13 protein-coding genes are annotated in these 14,960 nt (G+C 38.7%); 4 read left to right on the top strand and 9 right to left on the bottom strand.

From position 1 onward, the window contains the following. Positions 1 to 41 precede the first annotated feature (41 nt). From KMW37_RS03645 to KMW37_RS22400, 4 genes are all read left to right on the top strand, one after another. Positions 42 to 1,625 (top strand): alpha-isopropylmalate synthase regulatory domain-containing protein, encoded by a 1,584-nt coding sequence (locus KMW37_RS03645; protein ID WP_215223218.1) that lies wholly within the window; start codon positions 42 to 44, stop codon positions 1,623 to 1,625. Continuing rightward, the gene (gene leuB / locus KMW37_RS03640) at positions 1,594 to 2,661 is read left to right on the top strand and encodes a 3-isopropylmalate dehydrogenase (protein ID WP_215223217.1); all 1,068 of its coding nucleotides are present in this window, start codon (positions 1,594 to 1,596) and stop codon (positions 2,659 to 2,661) included. Before KMW37_RS03645 ends, leuB begins: the two co-directional genes overlap by 32 nt. A gap of 183 nt (positions 2,662 to 2,844) precedes the next feature. Continuing rightward, a complete protein-coding gene (locus tag KMW37_RS03635) occupies positions 2,845 to 4,134 on the top strand; it encodes an erythromycin esterase family protein (RefSeq protein ID WP_215223216.1) in 1,290 nt (429 codons plus the stop codon). A gap of 321 nt (positions 4,135 to 4,455) precedes the next feature. Continuing rightward, on the top strand, positions 4,456 to 4,602 hold the full coding sequence (locus KMW37_RS22400; RefSeq protein ID WP_246581315.1) for a hypothetical protein: 147 nt from the start codon (positions 4,456 to 4,458) through the stop codon (positions 4,600 to 4,602). Positions 4,603 to 4,790: 188 nt separating this feature from the next. Here KMW37_RS22400 and KMW37_RS03625 read toward each other — a convergent pair whose 3' ends face one another. The 9 genes from KMW37_RS03625 to KMW37_RS03585 form a co-directional block, all read right to left on the bottom strand. Further along, entirely contained in the window at positions 4,791 to 5,957 is a 1,167-nt protein-coding gene (locus KMW37_RS03625; protein ID WP_215223215.1) for an FAD-dependent oxidoreductase, read from the bottom strand. Between the two features lie 277 nt (positions 5,958 to 6,234). Then, complete coding sequence (locus tag KMW37_RS03620) at positions 6,235 to 7,053, bottom strand: enoyl-ACP reductase FabI (protein WP_215223214.1); 819 nt, start codon at positions 7,051 to 7,053, stop codon at positions 6,235 to 6,237. A gap of 122 nt (positions 7,054 to 7,175) precedes the next feature. Further along, complete coding sequence (gene recN / locus KMW37_RS03615) at positions 7,176 to 8,825, bottom strand: DNA repair protein RecN (RefSeq protein WP_215223213.1); 1,650 nt, start codon at positions 8,823 to 8,825, stop codon at positions 7,176 to 7,178. Between the two features lie 50 nt (positions 8,826 to 8,875). Then, positions 8,876 to 9,778, bottom strand: coding sequence for a type IX secretion system protein PorD (gene porD, locus KMW37_RS03610; RefSeq protein WP_215223212.1), 903 nt, complete (start codon positions 9,776 to 9,778; stop codon positions 8,876 to 8,878). A 40-nt stretch (positions 9,779 to 9,818) separates the two neighbouring features. Beyond that, positions 9,819 to 11,030, bottom strand: coding sequence for a bifunctional phosphopantothenoylcysteine decarboxylase/phosphopantothenate--cysteine ligase CoaBC (gene coaBC / locus KMW37_RS03605; RefSeq protein ID WP_215223211.1), 1,212 nt, complete (start codon positions 11,028 to 11,030; stop codon positions 9,819 to 9,821). Positions 11,031 to 11,035: 5 nt separating this feature from the next. After that, positions 11,036 to 11,353, bottom strand: coding sequence for a DNA-directed RNA polymerase subunit omega (locus KMW37_RS03600; RefSeq protein WP_215223210.1), 318 nt, complete (start codon positions 11,351 to 11,353; stop codon positions 11,036 to 11,038). A gap of 33 nt (positions 11,354 to 11,386) precedes the next feature. Then, entirely contained in the window at positions 11,387 to 12,337 is a 951-nt protein-coding gene (locus tag KMW37_RS03595) for an outer membrane protein assembly factor BamD (RefSeq protein ID WP_215223429.1), read from the bottom strand. A gap of 70 nt (positions 12,338 to 12,407) precedes the next feature. Beyond that, positions 12,408 to 13,124 (bottom strand): T9SS type A sorting domain-containing protein, encoded by a 717-nt coding sequence (locus tag KMW37_RS03590; RefSeq protein WP_215223209.1) that lies wholly within the window; start codon positions 13,122 to 13,124, stop codon positions 12,408 to 12,410. A 170-nt stretch (positions 13,125 to 13,294) separates the two neighbouring features. Then, positions 13,295 to 14,950, bottom strand: coding sequence for an OstA-like protein (locus KMW37_RS03585; RefSeq protein ID WP_215223208.1), 1,656 nt, complete (start codon positions 14,948 to 14,950; stop codon positions 13,295 to 13,297). Between the last annotated feature and the right edge of the window lie 10 nt (positions 14,951 to 14,960).

Below are 14,960 nucleotides of genomic sequence, written 5' to 3'. Positions count from 1 at the left end.
CTAGCTACTAAATACTAGCTACTCAATACTAAAATTAAAGTATGCGTCTTCATAAGAAAATAGAAATCATGGATACCACGCTGAGGGATGGCGAACAGACCTCGGGAGTATCCTTTTTGCCTTCTGAGAAGCTCCAAATAGCCAAGTTGCTTTTGGAGGAACTGAAGGTGGATAGGATTGAAGTGGCATCCGCTAGGGTTTCTGAGGGAGAACTGGAAGGGGTGAAGAAAATCACGCATTGGGCTACTGAAAAGGGATACTTGGACAAAGTTGAGGTGCTGGGTTTTGTGGATACCCCAGCCTCAGTGGATTGGTTGACTGAGGCAGGAGCCAAAGTCCTCAATCTCCTTACCAAAGGATCTCTCAATCACCTAACCTACCAATTAAAGAAAACACCTGAGCAACACTTTAGTGATATTGCCAGATGTATTGCATATGCTGCAGAAAAAGGGATTTCGGTAAACGTTTATCTGGAAGACTGGAGCAGTGGCATGCGTAACAGTAAGGATTATACTTTGGAATTAATCGATTTTTTGGTTGGCCAAGGTGTCCGTAGAATAATGCTCCCTGATACCTTGGGGCTTTTGAAACCAGCCGAAGTGGCTCAGTATGTTTCGGAAGTGACAGGCGCTTATCCGGATGTTCATTTTGATTTCCATGCCCATAATGATTATGATCTCTCTGTAGCCAATGTTTTGGAAGCAGTCAATAATGGGATTTCAGGAATCCATAGTACCATAAATGGTCTTGGAGAACGTGCAGGAAACGCTCCATTGGAAAGTATTGTAGCCAGTATCACTGATTTTACAGACGTTCAGTTAAATGTCAAGGAAAATAAGATCTACCGCATAAGTAAGTTGGTGGAGCAATTTTCTGGACTTCATATTCCCTCTAACAAACCAGTCGTTGGTGAAAATGTATTCACCCAAACCGCGGGGATTCATGCCGACGGAGATAACAAGAAAAATCTTTATTTCAACGACCTTCTCCCTGAGAGATTTGGCCGCACAAGGAAATATGCCCTAGGTAAAACCTCCGGAAAAGCCAATATCCTTAAAAATCTAATGGAATTGGGGATTTCCCTTGAGCCTGATGAGCTGACCAAGGTGACCCAAAAGATCATCGAATTAGGTGATCAAAAGGAAAGGGTAACGACCGAAGACCTGCCATATATTATTTCTGATGTATTGCAGAACAATTCCATCAAGAAGGATATCAGCATAGAAGGTTATCATATGACCCATTCTAAGGGCTTGAAGCCAACTGTACAGTTGAGACTAAAGGTCAAAGATAAATTTTATGAAGCTCATGCTTCAGGAAATGGGCAGTTTGACTCTTTTATGTTAGCCCTTCATAAGATATACCAATCATTGGATAAGCCACTTCCTAAATTGACCGATTTTAGTGTAAGTATTCCTCCTGGAGGAAAAACCGATGCCTTTGTGGAGACGGTAATTACATGGGAATTGGGAAGGATTTTTAAGACCAAAGGCTTGGACAGTGACCAAACAGTGGCGGCAATGATGGCCACAGAAAAAATGCTTAACATCATTGAACAAATCAATACAGGAAAACCAGAAAACAAGAATTTATATGGAAATGAATCTAGCGCTATTACCGGGTGACGGTATTGGCCCTGAAGTGATCGATCAGGCAGTAAAGGTGGTTAAAGCTGTTGGTCAGAAGTTTGGTCATACTATTACTTTTAAAGAAGCTGTTGTTGGTGCGGCAGCCATTGATGCCACCGGAAATCCTTATCCAGACGCTACGCATGAAGTTTGTTTGCAAGCAGATGCTGTATTGTTTGGTGCTATTGGAGATCCAAAATATGATAATGATCCTAAGGCTAAAGTAAGACCTGAGCAAGGCTTATTGGCCATGAGAAAGAAATTGGGACTTTTCTCTAATGTAAGACCTACTTTCACTTTCCCTTCATTGATTCATAAATCTCCATTGAAGAAAGATCGTATCGAAGGAACCGACTTTGTATTCTTGAGAGAATTGACCGGTGGAGTTTACTTTGGTGAGCCAAGAGGTAGAAACGAGCAAGGTACCAAAGCTTTCGATACCAATGTTTACTCCAAAGAGGAAGTTGAAAGATTGGCCAGAATGGGCTTTGAGTTTGCTCAGAAGAGAAGAAAATTATTGACTTGTGTAGATAAGGCCAACGTAATGGCTACCTCTAGATTGTGGAGAGAAACTGTTCAGGAGCTAGAAGCGGAATATCCTGATGTGAAGGTTGAGTATGAATTTGTGGATGCAGTAGCCATGAGATTGATCCAATGGCCTAAAGCTTATGATGTATTAATCACAGAAAACCTTTTTGGAGATATTTTGACCGATGAGGCAAGTGTGATTTCAGGATCTATGGGCTTGATGCCATCTGCATCTTTGGGTACTGATGTGAAATTGTTTGAACCGATTCACGGTTCTTATCCTCAAGCAGCTGGTAAGGATATTGCCAATCCTTTGGCAACGGTGCTTTCTGCTGCTATGATGTTTGAATATGCTTTTGATCTTCAGGAAGAAGCCAAGGCCATTTCTGATGTAGTTAATCTTTCTCTTGCAGAGGGAGTTGTTACAGAAGATATCGCTGAGGGAGGTAAAACTTATAAGACTTCAGAAGTAGGTGACTGGTTGGCTGAGCAAATTTTGAAATAATTAGTTAGCTACAGATATGAATAGTTAAGACGAGGCTGTCTCAAAAGTCAATTCAAGAGCCTGAGATTTGGCTGTATGAAAATTGGCTCAGATACCGACCCGAATAAAACAGAGGCTGTCACTAGTTATGAGACAGCCTCGTTTTTTTTCTTAGCTTAGGTTTAAATTTTTAAAGTTGAATTTATGATTAATCGAAAGATAGTATCCTTTTTGTTTCTAGGTGTTGCTGCATTGATCATATCATACCATTTTATTTTAAGACCCTTTTTATATCCTTTCAATGAAGATGTTAAAGGGTATGTTTTGAAAAATATAGAGCCAATTACTACTATAAATCCTGATGGTCTTGAATTTCAGGATTTAAACGTGCTTAGGAAATCAATAGGGGATTCACGAGTAGTATTGTTAGGTGAACAAGATCATGGTGATGCTGCTACTTTTTTAGCTAAGACCCGAATAATTAAATTTCTTCATCAATCACTTGATTTTGATGTTTTGGTTTTCGAGAGTGATTTTTATGGGCTCAATTATTCTAATAATAATTTGATAGAAAACGTCGTTAAAGGCAGTCATAGTTTTGTGGATAATATATATCCTTTGTGGGGACAATGTGATTCATTCAAGCCAATGATCGATTATATTATTGATAATAGGGGGACATCAAATCCATTGACTGTTTCGGGAATTGATCCGCGACACGTACTGAAATGCTCTAGAGAACATTATTTGGATGATTTGAGTAGTTTTATTAATGAAAGTGAAGTGAGCATAGCTCCAGATAAATTAAGCCAATTTTATAAAACCGTTGAAACGGTCTTGACTGATGAATATTCTAGTAATGTAACAGGAGACCAGTTAGCTGCTTTTTATGAAGTTTTATTGGAGGTAAAATCAAGTGCGATTGGAAATGTTTTTTGGGAGCAGGAGATGCGGAACTTGGAAGGATTTGTAAGGAATTCTTTAGATTCGTCAATCAGTAATAATATTAGAGATGTGCAAATGGGAGATAATTTGCTATGGCTTTTAAACAAAAAATACAAAGACAAAAAAGTTGTCGTTTGGGCAAGCAATACTCATATATTTAAAGACTTTTCAATTATAAAGGAGCAGAATTTGATATTATCCAACCCTGATACCATTAATACTGGAAGTTATGTTTATGAAAAATTGAAAGATGAAATGTATGTTTTGGGAGTGACCTCATATAGTGGCAATGGGGGAAGGTTAGGGGAGAAAGGTTTTGAAATTATTGAGCCACAATCTAATTTTTTTGAAAGCTGGGTTTATGAGACAGATTTTCCCTATGCTTTTATTGACTTTTCCAATATGCCCGAAAATTTGAAGAAAGAAATGTTCTTCATGAAGACACTAGTTCACAAGCCTAGAATAGCAAATTGGTTTAATATGTTTGATGGTATTATTTATATCCAAAATATGTTTCCCTGTAAATCTGAACAAGTTACTAGGAATTAAAGTGTGTTCAGGTGATATATTAAGTAATAACAAGGTGATTTGATTTATATACTTAAAGAAATGATTTAATAATGGGTAGGGAGGTAATTTTATATATCGCAATGAGCTTAGATGGCTATATCGCCAAGGAAGATGATAATATTGATTTTTTGTTCAAAGTGTAGCTGCCAAGTGAAGATTATGGTTGTGCTGATTTCCAATATCAAGTTGATGCCTTGATTTGGGGACGGAAAACCTATGAATAGGTCTTTTCCTTTGGGATTCTCTTTTCACATAAGGATAAGAAATGTCATGTGCTGTCCAAGAGTAGAACTGGTAAAAATGAAGACGTGGAGTTTTATGGGGGAATTGACAGAGTTGATTTCCAGACTAAAAAGTGTGGAGGGGAAAAATATATACTGTGATGGTGGGGGAGAGGTAGTTTTGAGTATGTTGAAGGATAAGCTTATTGATAAAATGGTAATATAAATAATTCCTGATTTATTAGGATCAGGCAAAAGACTCTTTAGGGAAGGGAGGCCTGAGCAGGATTTGGATTTGATAAAAAGTATCTCTTATTCTTCAGGTTTGGTACAGCTGTGGTATAATATGAAAGAATAAAAAATAAGCCATATTAGGGGCAGGTTCCCTTAATATGGCTTTTAACTTTTTTGGGACTAGCCCTTCATGTATTTCATCATTTCTGCAACTCCATCTAGGTACCTATCAGTAACCTCTTTATCAGGAGTGGTGTCCCAATTGTTCTCAATACCATTTCCACCTATCATGATGCCATCCTTTCTGGGGATAAAATAAACCCCTGACATACTCGCCCGGTAACTTAATTCAGGCTGAGGAATAAGGAAACATAATTGGCCAGAAATAGGCATCATTTCTTCATCACCAAATAACTCCATGGAACCAAGTCCTGTGCAATTGGCAATGCAATTTTGGGGGAGCATGTTTAGGTCTTCTGGTTTTTTGAAGGTTTTGAATTCAAGCTGACCTCCTGCTAACAAAAAATCATCTCTTAGCATTTTCATATAGATGGGTATGTTAAATATCGTAGTAGGGGATTTGAATACTTGCTTAGTTTTAAATGGATTTTCCTTATTGCTTAATTTGTTTGGAGATGGGTAAAAACTCATTTCTTGACTGAAAAGTTGTCCTTTGACGGCATACTTATTATGACCATTATCCGAGGAAGTTTCATTGTTAGCAATATGGAAATTATCCATCCAGTTGACCATTTGGTGGATGCCCAATAAACGTTGAAATGTATTAAATGAATGGGTGCATGCTTGCTGGAACATGTCGGTAAACTCGGGAGTGATATTTTCTTGCAAAATCAGTCTGGAAGTTGGAGACCAAGTGCCCGTGGCCATAGCTGAAGTTACTTTAGGGAAAATTTCTTTAGTATAAATGGTGACTTTATAGCCCCTGTCTTGAAGGGTTCTGGCAGTGCTTAAGCCAATAATGCCACAACCTATTACAGCTACTTCCTTATCTTGAAGAGTATCGAGGAGATCGGCTGCAATTTTGGAAGTCCCCCAAGAAAGTGACCATCCACTGCCTCCATGTCCATAATTATGGACGATTGTCTTACTTCCCAATTCCTGAAGTTCAATTCTTGGTCCTTTCATTCTAAAAGGTCTTAAGCCAACAGATTCCTTAATAACCCTTTTTCTAGAGACTTTGACCTTTGGGAGTCCTTTTGCAGAGTTGATATAAAAATTGGTCTCAGATCCTGTAGGAATGTAACGGGTACACGCCCCCATGCCAAATCCAGTGCTCAGGCCTAATAATGTAGCCTTCTTGATGAAATCTCTTCTTTGATTTTTCATTAATTACCCTTTAGTAGAATGTTAAATATTAACTGGTTTATTATTTAAGCTTATAAGGGTAATTATAGGGGGAATGATCAATAGTTGATCATTTGTATTTCTAAATTATAAAATTTATAGAATTATCCTATATTCATTGATGAAAAAATGATGATTAAAGAGTTTGTTTGCTTAGAATGTAATGCGTCTGATTTTGTGAAAATTAATTGTTGTATTCCTATCAGACACATCGCTCTAGCCCAAAAATAAAAAAGCTCCCTTTTGGGAGCTTTAAGTGTTATTTCAAATCAGTGATTTTTTCCATGATCTCTTCTGAGATACCAGTACTAGAATAACCTCCGTCGTGGTACAAGTTCTGCATGGTAACCATTCTGGTATAATCAGAGAACATAGTAACAATGTATTCAGCACAAGCTTCTGCAGAAGCATTCCCAAGTGGAGAAAGTGACTCGGCAAAGTTAAAGAAAGAGTTAAATCCTCCAATTCCTGAACCTGCTGTAGTAACTGTAGGAGACTGGGAAATGGTGTTCACCCTTACTTTTTTCTTTTTACCATATCTATATCCAAATCCTCTTGCAATGCTTTCCAAAAGTGCTTTGGCATCAGCCATGTCAGTATAGAAAGGATAAACTCTCTGGGCAGCAATGTAAGAAAGACCTACGATAGAACCCCATTCGTTCATGACATCCTGCTTTTCTGCTACTTGCATCATCTTATGGAAAGACAAGGCAGAGATATCATAAGACTTCATGGCCCAATCATAATTAAGGTCGCCATATTCACGTCCTTTTCTGATATTTGGAGACATTCCTATAGAATGTAATAAGAAGTCAAAGTTTCCTCCTAAGAATTCCTTAGCTTCAGCATAAAGTTTTTCGATGTCTTCTACCGATGTGGCATCAGCAGGGATAACAATGGTATCACATTCTTTTGCCAGTTCTTGGATTGCTCCCATTCTCATAGCGATAGGGGCATTGGTAAGGACAAACTTAGCTCCTTGCTCTTTAGCTTTAAGAGCGGTTTTCCAGGCAATGGAGTTTTCATCCAATGCACCTGTTATGATTCCTTTTTTTCCTTGAAGTAGATTCTCAGGCATGATATGTTTTTTTAATTGATTTCGCTTAAACAATCCGTAAAAATAAATAAAATTTTAGGCAAACTTACGCGATTGATATGATAAATGTCCTTCCCTCAGTTTCTATTGGTGAAGAATGTCATTTACTTTAATAAATCCATGGCACTTTTACGCGCTGATTCAGACGGGTTGGCTCCTGCAATCATTTTGGCAATTTCAGTCACACGCTCCTCTTCATCTAGAGTCCGGATTTTACTGATCGTACGATCGGAACTGTTGTCCTTGTATACAAAATAGTGCCTGTCTCCTTTTGCGGCGACTTGTGGTAAGTGACTGATGCAAATTACCTGATGGCTTTGGGCAATTTGTTGCATCATTAATACCATTTGTAAGGCCACTTCACCTGAAATCCCCGTGTCAATTTCATCAAATATCAAGGTGGGTAGGGCTACTTTGTCTGCCATGATGTATTTAATGGCAAACATCAACCTGGAGAATTCACCGCCTGAGGCTACCTGTCGAATGGCTTGTGGTTTTACGCCTTTATTGGCAGAGAACATGATTTCTACTTCGTCAATACCATTAGATGAAGGTGTTACCTGGTTATGGGAAAACTCTATTTTTGCATTTTCCATTCCCAACTGGGAAAGGAGTCCAGTTATCTCTAGAGCAAATTCCTTAAAGCTTTTTTGACGTATTTTAGAAAGGCTGTCCCCAGCTTTTAGGAGCTGGTTCCAAGCCTGTTCAGATTCATTTTTTAATCTTTCCAATTCCTCATCCAAATGATCTATCTGGAAAGCTTTGTCAGCAAGTTCTTTTTCCAAGGCCATCAGTTCTTCCACAGACTGGACACTGTGTTTCTTCTGTAGTTGATAGATCTTGCTCAGTCTCTCCCTGATTTCTTCTAACTTTTCAAAATCTACTTCTATTTTGCTGTCCTCATCTTCCAAGGTGGCAGAAATATCATTTACTTCAATATATACACTTTCGAAGCGTTCTCTCAACTCTTCAAATCTATTGCTGAAGCGACTAAGCTGCTGAAGTCCTTGGTTGACCTGCATCAAAAGGGTAGTGGCGGCTATTTCATCTCCGTTGAGCAGTTGAAGGTTTTCATTGATCTTGGCTTTGATTTCCTCCGCATTGTCGAGGATTTCCTGCTCGTTCTCGAGTTCTTCTTGTTCCCCTTCTCGTAAATTAAGGGAAGAGAGTTCCTCCAATTGGAATTGGTTGAAATCAGCTTCTTTTCTTAATTCTGCAGCTTCTTGGGATAGCTGATTAAACGCTTTGCTGATCTTTTTGTATGCTTTGAATGCGGAGGTGTACTGCTCTTTTTCTTTTTGGCTCTGAGCAAAAGCATCAACCAAGTTTAACTGGTATTCTCCAGCTCCCAATAATAAGGTGTCATGTTGGGAATGGATGTCCATCAAGGATTTTCCCAAGTTTTTCAACACGTCCAGTTTTACAGGGGTATCATTGACAAAGGCCCTGGATTTTCCAGATGGCGCTATTTCCCTGCGAATGATGCATTGTGATTCAAAGTCCAGGTCTTCCGATTCAAAGTAAGATTCAAGACCATAGTTGAGGATATCAAACTCTCCCTCAATGATACATTTTTTAGAATCGTCAAAAAGGGATTTAGTGTCAGCCCTGTTTCCCAATAATAACCCCACAGCACCAAGCATGATAGACTTACCGGCTCCTGTTTCACCTGTAATCATGTTCAGTGAGTTGGAAGGGGTCATTTCCAATGTTTCAATCAAGGCATAATTTGAAATGCTCAGGCTTTTTAGCATATAGTGATAATGTTTTTCTTGGATTGGAGGTAAAAGTAATCAAAAACAAGCTATCCTTTAAGGATGTCATTGTATTTTCTGGCATTGTTGGGGTCAACTTTTAGCAGAATTTCTATGGCTTGATTTTGGATTTCCTCGGGTGCATTTTTGAGTACTTTACTGATTTCATCAGATTTCGCATCCATAAATGAAATGGTCAAAATACTATTGGGAATAGTGTTGTTTACTTCTTCCAATTTTTGAAGCGCAGCTAGAATATTCTTATAGGCTTCTTCTGGGGACTTAGTCAATTGGTCCATGCCCTTTCTATGATAAAGATAATAGGCATCTCTAACGGATCTGGTAACTTGGGAACTGTAAAGCTCATTCATTAGCCAATATCGGTTCCTTCTGTTGCTTGGACTCTGTTCCCAGCCAGGTCTAGATGATTGCTGGGCATTGGATACAATATTGTTGGCTACCTCAAAATAAGGCTCTCCTCCCTCAGCAGAAAAAGTATCATAGTCTATCCCAATGACAATATTGGCATAATAGGCTAAGAGTGAAGTGATTTCGCTTAAATGGGAGTATCGGTTGAATTCCATCGGTTGGGACTCAAGAAATTCAAAACTCCAATTTCGGTCTACAAAGTTAAATGTCAAGCTTTCATAGCTCGTTCCATAAATTGGTCTCACTGCTTGTATTTGAACAGTAGCTTCGAAGAAACCAACCTGAGGCATGTCATTGATGGTGATCAGGATATTTCCTTTGATACGCTCTTCAGGGGTGAATTGGTCATTTGTCCAGCTTCTCCCATTTAGAAACTGTTCAAAGGAATTTTTCATCTGATCAAAGATGTCTTTGTTTTGGGTCCTGGCCCTGTCACTGTTGATAGATACTGTGAAATTAAGTTCCTGTGCAGCAACCTGAAAAGTGGATATAAAGCAGAAAAGTAAAATCAGTTTGATCCTCATATTGTCTTGGTGTTGCCTAAATATAAAAATAATGTTCAAATCAATTTTCGGGTCCCAACTGTTTTTTCAAGGTGTCTACGATTAATTCTGCTATGGCAGATTTGGGCAATAGATCGCTGACCTGTTTTTGGCCTGAATGATGGAAAATGGTAACTTTATTGGTGTCATGTTTGAACCCCGCTCCAGAATCATTCATCGAGTTGAGCACAATAAAGTCAAAGTTTTTCTTTTTTAATTTTGCTTGGGCATTTTCCTCTTCTTGAGTGGTTTCTAAAGCAAAACCGACATGGAACTGGCCTTCTTTTTTTACTGCCCCTAAACTTGCTGCGATGTCCACATTTTTCTTTAGGGTGAGAGACATCTCCTCATCATTCTTCTTGATCTTTTCTTTAGCAGGATCGGCAGGAGTGTAATCGGCTACTGCAGCAGCAAAAATACATATATCTACATTAGGATGAACAGCTTGAGCCGCTTTGTACATTTCCTGAGTACTGGTAACAGGGCTTATTTTGATATTAGGATGGCTGACGCTGATTTGGCTCGGGCCCAGGATCAATTCTATTTTAGCACCGCGGTTGGCAAGATTTTCAGCTAGGGCAATACCCATCTTTCCACTGGAATGGTTTCCTATAAACCTTACTGGATCAATAGCTTCTTGGGTAGGGCCAGCAGTGATCATGATTTTTTTGCCTTCAAAATCCTTTGATTTATTGAAATGGCTGATGATCTTTTCCAGGATATGCTCTGGCTCCATCATTCGGCCTTGCCCACTTAATCCACTAGCCAGTTCTCCACTTTCTGCGTCCAAGATGATATTGCCATATTCCTTTGCTATAGCAAGATTAGATCGGACAGAGGGATGTTGGTACATATCCAAGTCCATTGCAGGAGCCAGCATTACTGGGCAGCGTGCTGAAAGATATGTTGCGGTGACTAAATTGTCAGAATTGCCATGGGCAAGTTTGGAAAGGGTACTGGCACTAAGCGGGGCTATAAGAAAAATGTCTGCCCAAAGTCCCAATTCCACATGGTTGTTCCATTCTCCTGTTTCGTTCTTATGAAACTGGTGGTAAACTGGTTTTTTGGAAAGTGTAGATAATGTCAGAGGGGTGATAAAGTCAAGAGCAGAAGTGCTCATAATGATTTGCACTTCTGCTCCTTCTTTGACCAGTAATCTGGTTAAGTGAGCTGCTTTATAGGCGGCAATGCTTCCTGTAACAGCAAGTAATACTCTTTTGCCTTGCAGCTGCATGATGATTATTCTTCTTCTGAATCGAGGTTTGGATTACGGAAGTGAACTTTGTCCTCCATAAACTCTTCCATGGCCAAGTTGGTTGGCTTAGGCATTCTTTCGTAGAATTTAGAGATTTCAATTTGCTCCTTGTTTTCAAATACCTCTTCTAAGTTGTCGACAGTAGATGCAAACTCAGATAGCTTGTTGTTTAATTCTTCTTTGGTTGCCAAAGAGATTTGCTTAGCTCTTTGAGCAACGATATGAAGGGACTCATAAAGGTTGCCAGACTTTTCGGCTACTTTGTCCAAGTCTCTAGTGATAATTGAAGGATTAACTGCCATATTGATATAAAGTTTATTTTCTATTTGATTGAATTATTTGCTGCCGGCATTAGCAGGCTTTACAGCTTCTTCAAGCTCAACTTCGTCTTCTTGCTGTTCTTCTTGTTTTTCTTTTCTAAGCGCTGCCTCTCTTGCCTTGATTTCCTCGTACTGTTTCTTCAGTTTTTGATGGGAGTTCAATTCGGTTTTGGACTGCTCAACAAGTGAAACTACCTCTTTGTTGAAATCACTTTCAGGGTATTTTCTGTTAAAATCTTCTCCAAATTCAATGGCTTCCTGAAGTCTTTCTTCTTTCTTGCTGAAAATACTTCTTTCCGCATATGCTGTGCTAACTTCTACTAACTTATAAGCTAGTTCTTCATTATGTACACTGTTAGGATATCTTTTGGCAAAATTCTGAAAGTTTACGATACATGCCAAGTAAAACTGTCCAGGGAAAAGCCCTTCAGTTAGTCTATAATACATCTGTGATTCCTCATAGGCCTTTTTCTCAAATCTTGACTGAAGATCAGTGACCATGCTCATTGCACGTTCATAAGAATCTGATTCAGGGAATCGGTTGATGAATTGCTGAATGGCTGTAACTGCTTCCTTACTGCTCTTTTGGTCCAAGTTATAGTCAGGAGCATCCATATATAAAGAGTAGGCATGCATAAACAAAGCCTCCTCTGCCATTGGGCTTCGGCTATAGCTTTGGTAGAAGTTGTTGAAATAACTTGCTGCTTCTATATATCTTTTTAGTCTGAAGTGGGCATAAGCATAGTTGAACTGAGCCAATTCAGATTTTTCGCTTCCACGGATTACTGGTAATACCTTATCGTAAAGGATAATGGATTTACTGTACTCACCTTCTTGGTAGTATTCGTTGGCCGCAGTGTAAACGTCATCCCAGTTGGTGCTTTTCTCCAGCTTGTAAAACTTGCCGCAGGAACCTAATGAGATGATGATTACAAATAGTAATGTATACTTAATAACTGTGTTCATCATTTTCAATCTGCAAATATAAGGGAATTTGATTCTGTATCAAAGTTAGTTAGCTTGTATCTCGAAAGGATTATTTTTTAACAACGAGCTTCTTGGTGACTATATTTTTACCGTTGACAATCAAGGTGTATAGATATACCCCAGGATTAAAGTCACTGACATTGATCAGAAGTGTTTTTTGTTGAGGGGAAAGGGTCAATTCTTCAATGGGGTTTCCAATAAAGCTGTTGATTGCCAGTTTAATAGTAGCATTTGGATCCTTTATTTGATAGTCTATTTGGGCAATTCTATTACTTGGGTTAGGATAAACTTCACCAAATGATATGGCCTCATGGTCCACAATTTCAGCATCCTTAGGAGCGAAGACTTCATAAACTCCTTCGATGATAAATACATCGCGAAGGTTTTCGGTGTTGGAGAAGTGTAAGTCAAAGGTGCCTTTGGTTTCAGTGATCCCTGTGCTGAATTCAATATAAAGATCTGTGAAGACCTCCCCAGGTTCCAAGTTAAGTTTAATTTTGGCAAGGTCCTTTCTAGGGTCAAAACATTGGTCACCGATACACAAATTGATGTCTTGAGATGAGCCGATTTCACCACGCATGAATTTTAAGACATATTCTTTCTCTTCATCAGAATCGTTTTGAATAATAATGGATTGTCTTTGGGTACTGTTGATTTTTCCGGTGAATTGGGCCTTATCGCTTAGAACACGCACCTGTCTTGCTTCAACTGATGACAGTTGAAAAAAGATAAAAAACATGGTGAGTAGCGATAAAAAATTTTTCATGTAAATGTTATTCCAATAAGATATTCTTTTAATTCGTTGTTATCCTTAATGTTATACGTATAAAAATACCGATAAGATTTGTTCTTTTAAAGTAATTACGGTTAAAAAATGTTAACCCCTGCAAAATTTATTTGAATGGTAAGCGTTTCAGCTGTTTTTAAGCTAAGTGATTAGGGTTTTTTTAGGTTTTTATTCTGCTTATTTAACCATTCATTAATGATTTCTTCAACTTCATCCTCATTGGGGTAAGGGATTCTAATGTTTGGTTCATTGAATAAATTTGATGGATTTTCTTCTCTTTCTAGTGGTTTTCTCCACTCATAAATCATTTTCATATCAGGTCTCTCTTCAATGCGCCAAGAGAAGCCCTTTAGCTTAGTGTCATCTTCTGTAATAAGGTGTGGAGGAATAAAAGATGCATCAGGGTTTATGGTGTGATTGATCTTGGTTACATTGCCATCCTCAAAATACATGATGATTTTCCCACATAATAGTGTGTTGATGCCCTGAACCGTCGTATCGTTTTCTAAAGCAAAATATAGCGACTCTCCATTTCCTTCAACATCCAGTCGGGACATGTCTCCTTCAGAAAAGTGTCCAGTCATATGTCTCCCCTTGATTTGGTTGAAGTTGGCTATGGTATCTGAAGTGATTACAAAGGAGTTTTCCTTAAGGAAAACCTTGTCTATGTCTTCATTGGCAATGACAAAGTTTATGCTGTCTGCCGAGATTTGACTTTTATTGTTCCAAAGCAATGGGTCGCCATATAGGTAAATTGTCGAATCTGGATAAACGTAGGCCGTTGAGTCTGCCCTGCCTGACATATTCCCTTTGATCATTTTTGTGTTAGGGAAGGCTAGCATATATCTATTTTCTGCTGATTCACTGTCTTGACTGATCAGAGTGTCTGCAGCCATGTAGAGGGTGTCTTCTTTAAAGTATTTTTGAACGAGCGCATTACCGAAAACCTCTGAATATCTTCTGTCCTCCCAATACTTTCCCCGGTCACCAAAAACTTCTAAGTTTCTTTCTTTATTGAAGATGCTGACATTATCCCTGGCCTCGTAATATTTTTTTGAATCATCATAAAATAATGTGTCTCCAGAGACTTTGCTGGTCTCATTTTCCACATCGCCTTGGAAAAACCTGAATAATTTTTTCTGGGTGTCGTAGTAGCTTCCTTTTTTGGCATTGAGCTCATCTCCTTCAGGTGACCTGATATTGGTAAGCCCTTCGGTTTCCGCAGTTTTATTTAAGGTGTAATAAAAAAGGGTGTTTGACTTAAGTGTATATTCAGGATTGACAAGGATGACATTATCCCGAAAGGTGATTTTTTCAATCTGGGTTTCATAGCGGCCCCTTTGGCTGGTCAGTACATTGGTGGAGTCAACTACTTTTCCAAAGTTATAATAATCTGCTATGCCATATCTTTTGTCGTAGTCAAGATAGTCAGTGTAAAGTGTTGTTCCGGCTTTTTTGAATACCACGTTGTCTCTGAGCTTGGCCAGTTGGGTGTTTCCGTCATAATCAGCGTAACGACTGGTGCTGGAGACTGTGTCTACAGGATTGTTCATCCGTACATTACCAAAAAGCTTTGCCTTGTTTTCCTTTTCGTAGAAATATGCTGAATCACAGTAGATCATTGTGTTGTCCTGTTTCATCACCACATTATTGATCAGCTTTTGGATGTTGCCAACCGATCTAAGTCTTTCAGACTTTATGATCTTTAGTGTCTTGGTAGTCCCTTGGTCTTGAGCCCGGCTGAATTGAAAGCTGAAAATTAAAAGTATCAGTGAAAGGAGATATGTAGGATTCTTTTTTAGCATTCTGGTTTAT

This window comes from Echinicola shivajiensis (assembly GCF_018642165.1).
GTDB classification, from domain to species: domain Bacteria; phylum Bacteroidota; class Bacteroidia; order Cytophagales; family Cyclobacteriaceae; genus Echinicola; species Echinicola shivajiensis.
The sequence above is the reverse complement of the archived record's forward strand: the minus strand, read 5'-3'. Positions and strand labels throughout refer to the sequence as shown.

Coding starts and splice junctions, on each gene's coding strand:
- KMW37_RS03645 (WP_215223218.1), top strand. CDS start 42: ATGCGTCTTCATAAGAAAATAGAAATCATGGATACCACGCTGAGGGAT.
- leuB (WP_215223217.1), top strand. CDS start 1,594: ATGGAAATGAATCTAGCGCTATTACCGGGTGACGGTATTGGCCCTGAA.
- KMW37_RS03635 (WP_215223216.1), top strand. CDS start 2,845: ATGATTAATCGAAAGATAGTATCCTTTTTGTTTCTAGGTGTTGCTGCA.
- KMW37_RS22400 (WP_246581315.1), top strand. CDS start 4,456: ATGAAGACGTGGAGTTTTATGGGGGAATTGACAGAGTTGATTTCCAGA.
- KMW37_RS03625 (WP_215223215.1), bottom strand. CDS start 5,957: ATGAAAAATCAAAGAAGAGATTTCATCAAGAAGGCTACATTATTAGGC.
- KMW37_RS03620 (WP_215223214.1), bottom strand. CDS start 7,053: ATGCCTGAGAATCTACTTCAAGGAAAAAAAGGAATCATAACAGGTGCA.
- recN (WP_215223213.1), bottom strand. CDS start 8,825: ATGCTAAAAAGCCTGAGCATTTCAAATTATGCCTTGATTGAAACATTG.
- porD (WP_215223212.1), bottom strand. CDS start 9,778: ATGAGGATCAAACTGATTTTACTTTTCTGCTTTATATCCACTTTTCAG.
- coaBC (WP_215223211.1), bottom strand. CDS start 11,030: ATGCAGCTGCAAGGCAAAAGAGTATTACTTGCTGTTACAGGAAGCATT.
- KMW37_RS03600 (WP_215223210.1), bottom strand. CDS start 11,353: ATGGCAGTTAATCCTTCAATTATCACTAGAGACTTGGACAAAGTAGCC.
- KMW37_RS03595 (WP_215223429.1), bottom strand. CDS start 12,337: ATGAACACAGTTATTAAGTATACATTACTATTTGTAATCATCATCTCA.
- KMW37_RS03590 (WP_215223209.1), bottom strand. CDS start 13,124: ATGAAAAATTTTTTATCGCTACTCACCATGTTTTTTATCTTTTTTCAA.
- KMW37_RS03585 (WP_215223208.1), bottom strand. CDS start 14,950: ATGCTAAAAAAGAATCCTACATATCTCCTTTCACTGATACTTTTAATT.